Origin of the sequence: Limnohabitans sp. (genome assembly GCF_031538885.1) — a bacterium.
GTDB lineage: Bacteria > Pseudomonadota > Gammaproteobacteria > Burkholderiales > Burkholderiaceae_C > Limnohabitans.
Map to the genome: position 1 here is coordinate 1 of NZ_JAVKLW010000022.1, position 7416 is coordinate 7416.

At 55.4% G+C, this 7416-nt stretch carries 7 protein-coding genes, 2 tRNA genes and 1 pseudogene; 3 read left to right on the forward strand and 7 right to left on the reverse strand.

Translation table 11 applies throughout. The annotated features are described in order from the left end of the window. Positions 1–226: 226 nt before the first annotated feature. The 4 genes from RMS03_RS01335 to RMS03_RS01350 form a co-directional block, all read right to left on the reverse strand. Positions 227–853: a DUF6806 family protein gene (locus tag RMS03_RS01335; RefSeq protein WP_310625323.1), complete on the reverse strand. Its 627-nt coding sequence runs from the start codon at positions 851–853 to the stop codon at positions 227–229. Between the two features lie 29 nt (positions 854–882). Next, a tRNA-Leu gene (locus tag RMS03_RS01340) sits at positions 883–972 on the reverse strand. Positions 973–1060: 88 nt separating this feature from the next. Then, the gene (locus tag RMS03_RS01345; protein ID WP_310625324.1) at positions 1061–1987 is read right to left on the reverse strand and encodes a DUF535 family protein; all 927 of its coding nucleotides are present in this window, start codon (positions 1985–1987) and stop codon (positions 1061–1063) included. A gap of 63 nt (positions 1988–2050) precedes the next feature. Next, a tRNA-Gly gene (locus RMS03_RS01350) sits at positions 2051–2126 on the reverse strand. Positions 2127–2320: 194 nt separating this feature from the next. Here RMS03_RS01350 and RMS03_RS11595 point away from each other — a divergent pair. Further along, positions 2321–2461, forward strand: coding sequence for a hypothetical protein (locus RMS03_RS11595; RefSeq protein WP_405023485.1), 141 nt, complete (start codon positions 2321–2323; stop codon positions 2459–2461). Continuing rightward, the gene (locus RMS03_RS11600; RefSeq protein ID WP_405023484.1) at positions 2442–2603 is read left to right on the forward strand and encodes a hypothetical protein; all 162 of its coding nucleotides are present in this window, start codon (positions 2442–2444) and stop codon (positions 2601–2603) included. Before RMS03_RS11595 ends, RMS03_RS11600 begins: the two co-directional genes overlap by 20 nt. On the opposite strand, the gene RMS03_RS01360 is transcribed toward RMS03_RS11600, so the two are convergent. Next, on the reverse strand, positions 2597–4525 hold the full coding sequence (locus RMS03_RS01360) for a radical SAM protein (RefSeq protein ID WP_310625326.1): 1929 nt from the start codon (positions 4523–4525) through the stop codon (positions 2597–2599). The two genes, RMS03_RS11600 and RMS03_RS01360, sit on opposite strands and share 7 nt — an antisense overlap. 130 nt (positions 4526–4655) lie before the next feature. Further along, entirely contained in the window at positions 4656–5957 is a 1302-nt protein-coding gene (locus RMS03_RS01365) for a hemolysin family protein (RefSeq protein WP_310625327.1), read from the reverse strand. Positions 5958–5970: 13 nt separating this feature from the next. Between RMS03_RS01365 and RMS03_RS01370 the strand changes: the two genes are divergently transcribed. After that, complete coding sequence (locus RMS03_RS01370; RefSeq protein ID WP_310625328.1) at positions 5971–6828, forward strand: symmetrical bis(5'-nucleosyl)-tetraphosphatase; 858 nt, start codon at positions 5971–5973, stop codon at positions 6826–6828. Between the two features lie 32 nt (positions 6829–6860). Here the strand turns inward: RMS03_RS01370 and RMS03_RS01375 are convergent. Further along, positions 6861–7277, reverse strand: a pseudogene (locus tag RMS03_RS01375) (NADP-dependent oxidoreductase); the annotation flags it as partial. Between the last annotated feature and the right edge of the window lie 139 nt (positions 7278–7416).

Here is a 7416-nt window from a genome sequence, read left to right on the forward strand (position 1 = left end):
GAAACTCTCGTCGACGTGTGCGTTTACTTTGCAGCTCAAAGCCGCTGATCGATAGGCTGGTTTGTTTCATGTGTATTCAACGCAGTCTATGGCGTTCACGCTGTCAGGGTTTACAAGAAGGTTATGCAGATGTTCCCTAACAACTTCGATTGAACTCTTGTGTGTATTTGGACATAAAAACTGCACCTTACTTTGTTGGACATTTGTCCAACTTTTGGGGTGCAGTTCAATGCAAATGCCGTGGCTTGCGACCGCCATGTCCCCCACCGTGGCCACCATTTGGCCCACGTGGCGGACGCCCCAAGTCGAGAGAGTTCACGAGATTGTCAAAACGCGCGGAGAACAGCTTGTCGATTTCGTTCACCACGCCCCCCAACTCAGCGCCGTCAAAGTGACGCTCCATGAGGTGAATCACGTCATTGACCAGCATGTCACGCTGGGCTTGCATGATGTCTGCGGGGGTAGGCCCAACGAACAGCATCACAAAATCATCACGCGATTCTTGCCCACGATCCTCGTCCTCATCATCGAAATCGTTGTCATAAAACGTGACTTCAATGGGGGCACCAGCAGCCGTGAGCTCATTCAGGCTCATGCACATCTCGTCCAAGCTTTGACGGAAATCGTCGTCACCAGGTACGGTCCAACACATTTGTAAAGTGCGCTCTTCGGGATTGAAACGAATACCGGGCTCTTCAGGGTATGCGCTGCTGGCGCCGTCTTCTAAGGACGCAGCACCTGCGTATTGCCACAAAGGACGCAACGCATCTTGCAGCTGCTCTAAGCCAACCTCAGGCTGTAGGGGGACGAGCCCATGCACATGGATTTCATACGCGGCGTTGTAGCGTGCCATGACGAAACTCCTTCCTTGTGCTTGTTCATTGGTGCCCGAGACCGGAATCGAACCGGTACGCCCCTTACGGAAGCGAGAGATTTTAAGTCTCTTGTGTCTACCAATTTCACCACTCGGGCAGTGTCGTTGTTGCCGCAGATTTTACGCTAGCCACCTCGGTCACTTCGAGCAAATAAAAACTGATTTGAGATATTTTTAAGGGCGGCTTCAAAGACCCGTGCTGTGGCGGGCGACTTCATCAAAAATCTTTTGACGAATTTCATTTTTACGACGCAGTTGTGAACGTTTGTTAGACGGCACATCTTGCTCTGAACGTGCCACCCACTGAATGGAGAGCTGCCAATGCACCGCAGAGAGTGCACCAGTGGTGCCCATTTCTTCCCAGAGGCTGTCGTAGCTCTGCCCGACGCGCTGCGACAAGCTGCGGTAGCCCGAATACACATGTGCCACATCGGACACACCCACCATACCAACGAGTTGCCAACCTGAGGCCAAGCCTTGCAGAGCGGTCATCAGAATGTTTTGTGGCCGCGTGCGCTCCATTTTTTGCGTCACGATTTTGATTTCTTGATTCAAAAACCGCTGCCCCTGCATATTGCCAATTGCCATGACAAAACCGGGCCCTTGCATGCCTACCATGTCAGCGGGTAAGACGCTAAATGCCGCACGCATCACCGCCGCACCATTGAACTTCAGGTGCAACTCAAACTCACCTTCGCGGCCCAAACCACGTCCGGGTTCAAGCTCGAGGGTGATCTCCCCCTCTGGATAGGTTTGCGTGAAGAAGACATAAGAGCCGCGTTTGTAAAAATCAATCACCAGCTGCGCCGAGTGGCGTTCCAACACCCATGCGAAATGGGCCAACAAGGCATGGGTGCGTGCCTCAGGGCTTAAACCACCCCATAAATAGGGTCGCATGGGCCGCAACATCACCGACAGTTCGTTGTGCGTGAGTTCACCCAAACCATGCGCATGAAAGAAGCTGCGAATGCGCTGCAAATGTGAGCCACACCACCAATACCGCAAGTGAAATTTCAAGCGACGCTTGGACGTCTGCAACCATCCACCCGAACCGTTGTCGGTGAGGCGAAATAACGCTTCGCAGCTGGGTGCATCCAAACTTCTATGGGTCATGGGCCTTGCTTTGACAGATACAAAAAAGCCCCTGCAACATGTGTTTCAGGGGCTCTTTGAAATTGGAGCGGGAAACGAGGCTCGAACTCGCGACCTCAACCTTGGCAAGGTTGCGCTCTACCAACTGAGCTATTCCCGCGTAGAGTGTTTAATTCCGAAGCCTTAATTCTAATCGAAAATTCGCCCTCTTTCAGGGCCAGGATGAAGAGAGCTTAAAGATGGCAATTGCCCCACGATTCAGACCGTCCTCCAAGTAGAACCAACTCAGCACCTTGGGGCCCAACACGCTGTCGAAGCACCAAGCTTCGCCAATCGGTCAGCGTTCTCACCACCGTGTTACGTGATGGCCATCCCACAGAAATATCTGCGAGAGAAGTCGTACCAGGTGATGTCGCCTTGCAAAATGCAGGCAGCTTGGTGCCCGCCGATGCCTTGGTTCTTGATTCACAAGCCCATGCCCGCCACATCGTTTGAGATCTGCAAATGCCGCTTGGGCATGCTTATCACGCGTTTGACCGTGGTGTTGATGCTGTTTGTGTTGCTGGTGTTCACTTACCTCGGCGTGGTGGAGGTGGTCAAACGTGTGTTTTACCGTCACGCCTTGACGCATCAATAGCCCAAGGCTTTGGCGATCTTGTGGCGCGGTACGGTGGTCTTCGGGCATCGCCCTTTGGGCAATTCAAACCACTGACGTACATCTTCTTCTAGGCCCGCACCGTGCATGAAGTTGTAGATGGCCTTCTTTAAACCAAGGCCTAAGGTGTCGTGGTCTGTGCCGGTGGGGTCCATGAAGGCGATGTCATTTTTGGCAAAGCTCACCTCTGGCAGCGGCACCACTTGCACGCCATAGTCAGCCGGATTCTTTCCCACTGGGGAGTGCACGGTGCATGCAAAGCGATGGAAGAACCCACTTTGGATGCAGCCGTTCTCGAAGAGTTGACGCACGTACTCCAGCGCATCCACAGTATCTTGCAGCGTCTGCGTGGGAAAGCCGTACATCAAATACGCGTGAACCAAAATGCCAGCCTCCGAAAACCCTTTGGTCACTTGCGCCACTTGCTCGACTGAGACGCCTTTTTTCATCAGCTCCAACAGTCGGTCTGAAGCGACCTCTAAGCCACCCGACATGGCGATGCAACCACTCTCTGCCAACAATTCCGCCAACTCAGGCGTGAAGGTTTTTTCGAAGCGGATATTGCCCCACCATGAAATGTGAACCTTGCGACGCAGCAGTTCTTGCGCCAAGGCTTTGAGCGCTTTGGGCGGGGCTGCTTCGTCCACAAAATGAAAACCGGTCTGCCCCGTCTCGGCCACGATTTGCTCAATGCGATCCACCAAGGTGGTAGCTGACGCCGTTTCATAGCGAGAGATGTAATCCAAGCTCACATCGCAAAAGCTGCATTTTTTCCAATAGCAACCGTGCGCCACCGTCAGTTTGTTCCAGCGACCATCACTCCACAAGCGGTGCATGGGGTTGAGCATGTCCAACAGCGACAAATAACGGCCCAGAGGCAAACCATCCCAAGTGGGCGTGCCCACATCTTCAAACGGCACATCCGGCTCTTGCCAATTCATCAGCTGAACGTGGCCAGCGTCGTTGCGCACAAATGTACGCACCAAACGCTGCGCACTGCGCTTGCCTTGCAAGTGCGCAATCAGAGACAACAAAGGCCGCTCACCCGCATCGAGGCTGATGAAGTCGACATAGTCAAACACGCGGGGGTCAGTCAGTTCACGCAACTCTGTGTTGGCAAAACCACCCCCCAAACCAATGCGGATGTGCGGGTGATGCAATTTGATCTTCTGAGCCATGCGAAAAGCCGCATACACCGCACCGGGAAATGGCACAGACAGCAATACCAATTGCGGCTGATGCTTGGCGATCACACCCAGTGTCAACGCTTGCAAGGTGCTGTCCACCAGGGTGGGCGCGGCGCTCAAAGCTTGGGCCAAAGGATCAAACGTGGCTTGGCTGCCCGCCAATTGCTCGGCATAGCGCACAAACTCAAAGCGGTTATCTACCGCGTCACGCAACACATCGGCCAAATCATTCAAATACAAAGTGGCCAGATGACGGGCGCGATCTTGTTGACCCAAAGCACCAAAGGCCCAGGCCAAGGGGTCTCCACTGCCTTCGTCGTCATAGGCGTCTAATGAGGCAAAGCGCGGCCCCTCAGGCAAGAAGCCACGGCCCGCAATGCGGTGGCTCAAGGTGGCGTCACGCCCTTGCAAAAACGCAATGGTGGGGGCAATGGTGGATTGGTAACGACCAAAGCAATCCAGAAAGTAGTTCACGCTGGCGCTACGCTGCGCCTCTGGCTGCATGACTGCATGCGCATGCACTTGCGCCAAGCCTGTGGGCGTAAACAACGCCAGCACCAAGGCCAAGGCGAGATCCTCCTGCACCGCATCAATCCCTTGAGAGCGCAAGAAGCCCGTTAAATAAGCGGTCGAGGGATAAGGCGTGTTGAGCTGCGTCATCGGCGGGATGAGGCTCAAGATACGAAATGAAGGAGCAGACAAGAGGGGTTCAGACATGGTGAGCCCTTATTATCGACGCTGCGGTTGAAGCGATCGATCTGGTACCCAGTGCCATCCTGACCTGTCGCGATAGCCGCCCTGTATGGATGTACCAGGTGCCATATAGTCGCCACAACAGCGGCCGCGTTTAATTTAGACGATGCACCAGCAGCTTATCGATGCGTCGGCCATCCAGTTCCATCACCTCAAAGCGCCACTCACCAAACTCCACCACATCGGCCTCGGCGGGTAGTTCGCCCGAAATGGCCATGACCAAGCCAGCCACCGTGTTGTAAATGCCACGGTCTTCGTCTGGCAGCTCTTTGATGCCCAAGCGGGCCTTGAATTCGGTCACGGGCATCATGCCGTCAATCGACCAACTGCCATCTTCGCGCTGCGTGGCCCACGCTTCATCAGTGAGTGTGGCTTGCAACAGCTCGCCAGTGATGGCCTCTAGCAAATCGCGCGGCGTGAGCAATCCGTGCACCACACCGTATTCGTCCACCACCAACACCATGCGACCATGTGCGGTCGCGCGTTCAGCGGGTTTGCGAAACTGCTCCAGCAAATCCAAACCACTCAAGGTTTCTGGAATAAACGCTACGGGCTTGGCGAGGGCCTCTACCGCCATGTCAGTACCGGGAGGCAGGCGCAACAGCTGCGACACGCTCACGGCCCCCACCACATTGTCCAAGTCGCCGCGACACACGGGGTACCACGAGTGCGCACCACTCGCCCCCACTTGTGCCAAGGCTTGGGGTACGGGCAGCTTCGAGTCGAGCCACTCGATGTCTGAGCGGTGCACCATGATGGAGGTGAGCGGACGCTCGTCGAGGTTGAACACGTTTTGCACCATTTGGTGTTCGTGTTGCTCGATCAAGCCCGCATCCACACCTTCGACCAAACTGGCAGAGATTTCTTCCTCGGTCACGATGCGTGCGCCATGCACATCAATGCGCAAGAGCTTCAACATGCCACTGGTGCTGGCAGACAACAAATAAACAAACGGTTTGGCCATGGCAGCCAATGCCGACATCAACGGCGCAGCCACACGGGCAACCGATTCGGGGAACAACTGCCCGATGCGTTTGGGCACCAACTCGCCAAACAAAATGGTGCTGAAGGTAATGAGGGTCACCACAAAGGCCGTGGCCAAACCTGACGCCAAGTTCTCTGGCACACCTTGGGCCAGCAACCAATACGAAAAGTCGTCACTGAAAGCGGCCTCACCCACGATGCCGTTGAGCACACCAATGGAGGTGATGCCAATTTGCACCGTGGACAAAAATTGGGTGGGCTGCGCCATCAGGCGCAATGCGGCGTGCGCCCCACTGTCGCCCGTCTCGGCCAACGCCGCCAAACGCGCTTTGCGGCTAGAGGCCAACGCCATCTCCGACATGGCAAACACGCCGTTGAGCAGCGTGAGAAAAACAATCAGCAGAACATCCATCACAATCTCCTGCATGGCACTTTACTTCATTGGCGACGTACAAGGCTGCGACGAAGCGCTGCAACGCTTGTTGACGCACATCGCGTTCTCACCGAGTCGCGACACGCTTTATTTGCTTGGCGATTTGGTCAACCGTGGCCCTCACAACGCAGCGGTGCTGCGCCGTCTGATGGGCTACGGCAGCAGTGCCCAATGCTTGTTAGGCAATCATGACTTGCATGCCTTAGCCGTCTCACGCGGTGTGCGCAAACCCAACCTGCAAGACACCCTGCAAGACATCTTGACCGCGCCCGACAGCACCGCACTGCTGCACTGGCTGCGCCATCAACACCTAGCGATGCAAGTCGGCAACGTGCTGATGGTGCATGCGGGTGTCTTGCCCCAGTGGACAGCGCCGCAAACCCTAGCACTGGCAAGCGAAGTGGAAGCCGTGCTGCGCAGCGACGACTGGAGACACTTCATGCCGCAGATGTATGGCGGCTTGCCCAATGTGTGGCGTGATGACCTAGAGGGTGCAGACCGCTTGCGCGTGATCGTCAACGCCCTCACCCGCTTGCGCTTTTGTGATGCACAGGGCGCGATGGACTTCAGCGTGAAAGAAAGCGCAGATAAAGCGCCTGCACACCTCATGCCGTGGTTTGATGTGCCGGGGCGGTTAACCACTGATGTGCGCATTGCCTTTGGCCATTGGTCTACCGTGCACATACAAAACCGCGCAGATGTGGTGTGCTTGGACGATGGGTGTGTGTGGGGTGGGTGCTTGAGTGCGGCGAAACTAGAAGCTTCAGACACTTCGCTCAGTGTGCGCGATACGCCTGCGTGGGAGCGGGTCAGTGTGAGGTGTCCGCAGACGATAGATCCATTGGCTTAATTGGCTCGAACATGGTGGGCCTTGTACTTTCTTTAGATCAGCTTGACCAATTGTTTGCCGAAGTTTTTGCCCTTGAGCAAACCCAAGAATGCCCCCGGTGTCGATTCCAACCCTTGCCCCACGGTCTCGCGTGGGCGCAGTTTGCCTGCAGTGACCAAATTGCCAAGCTCTTGCAGCGCTTCGGGCCACACTTCCATGTGCTCGCTGACGATGAAGCCTTCCACACGCATGCGGTTCACCAGAATCAGTGCGGGGTTGGTCATTGCAATGGGGGCGCCGTCGTAGCCTGCGATCATGCCGCACACCGCAATACGGGAAAAAGCGTTGGTGCGCAACATGACGGCGTCCAAGACCATGCCACCTACGTTCTCGAAGTGACCGTCAATGCCATTGGGACATGCTTCACGCAGCGCTTTAGACAAAGACACGTAGTCTTTGTGTTCTTTGTAAGGCGGATTCAAGGACGAAGTGCAACAAAGATGAACTGGTTATAGGTGGCTGAGGATGCGAGAGCATCATGGCCGCTTTAACCGCCAAGTCGAAGTTGCCCAATGTACAAGCACCTCAGCCGAGAAGAACGATACCAAA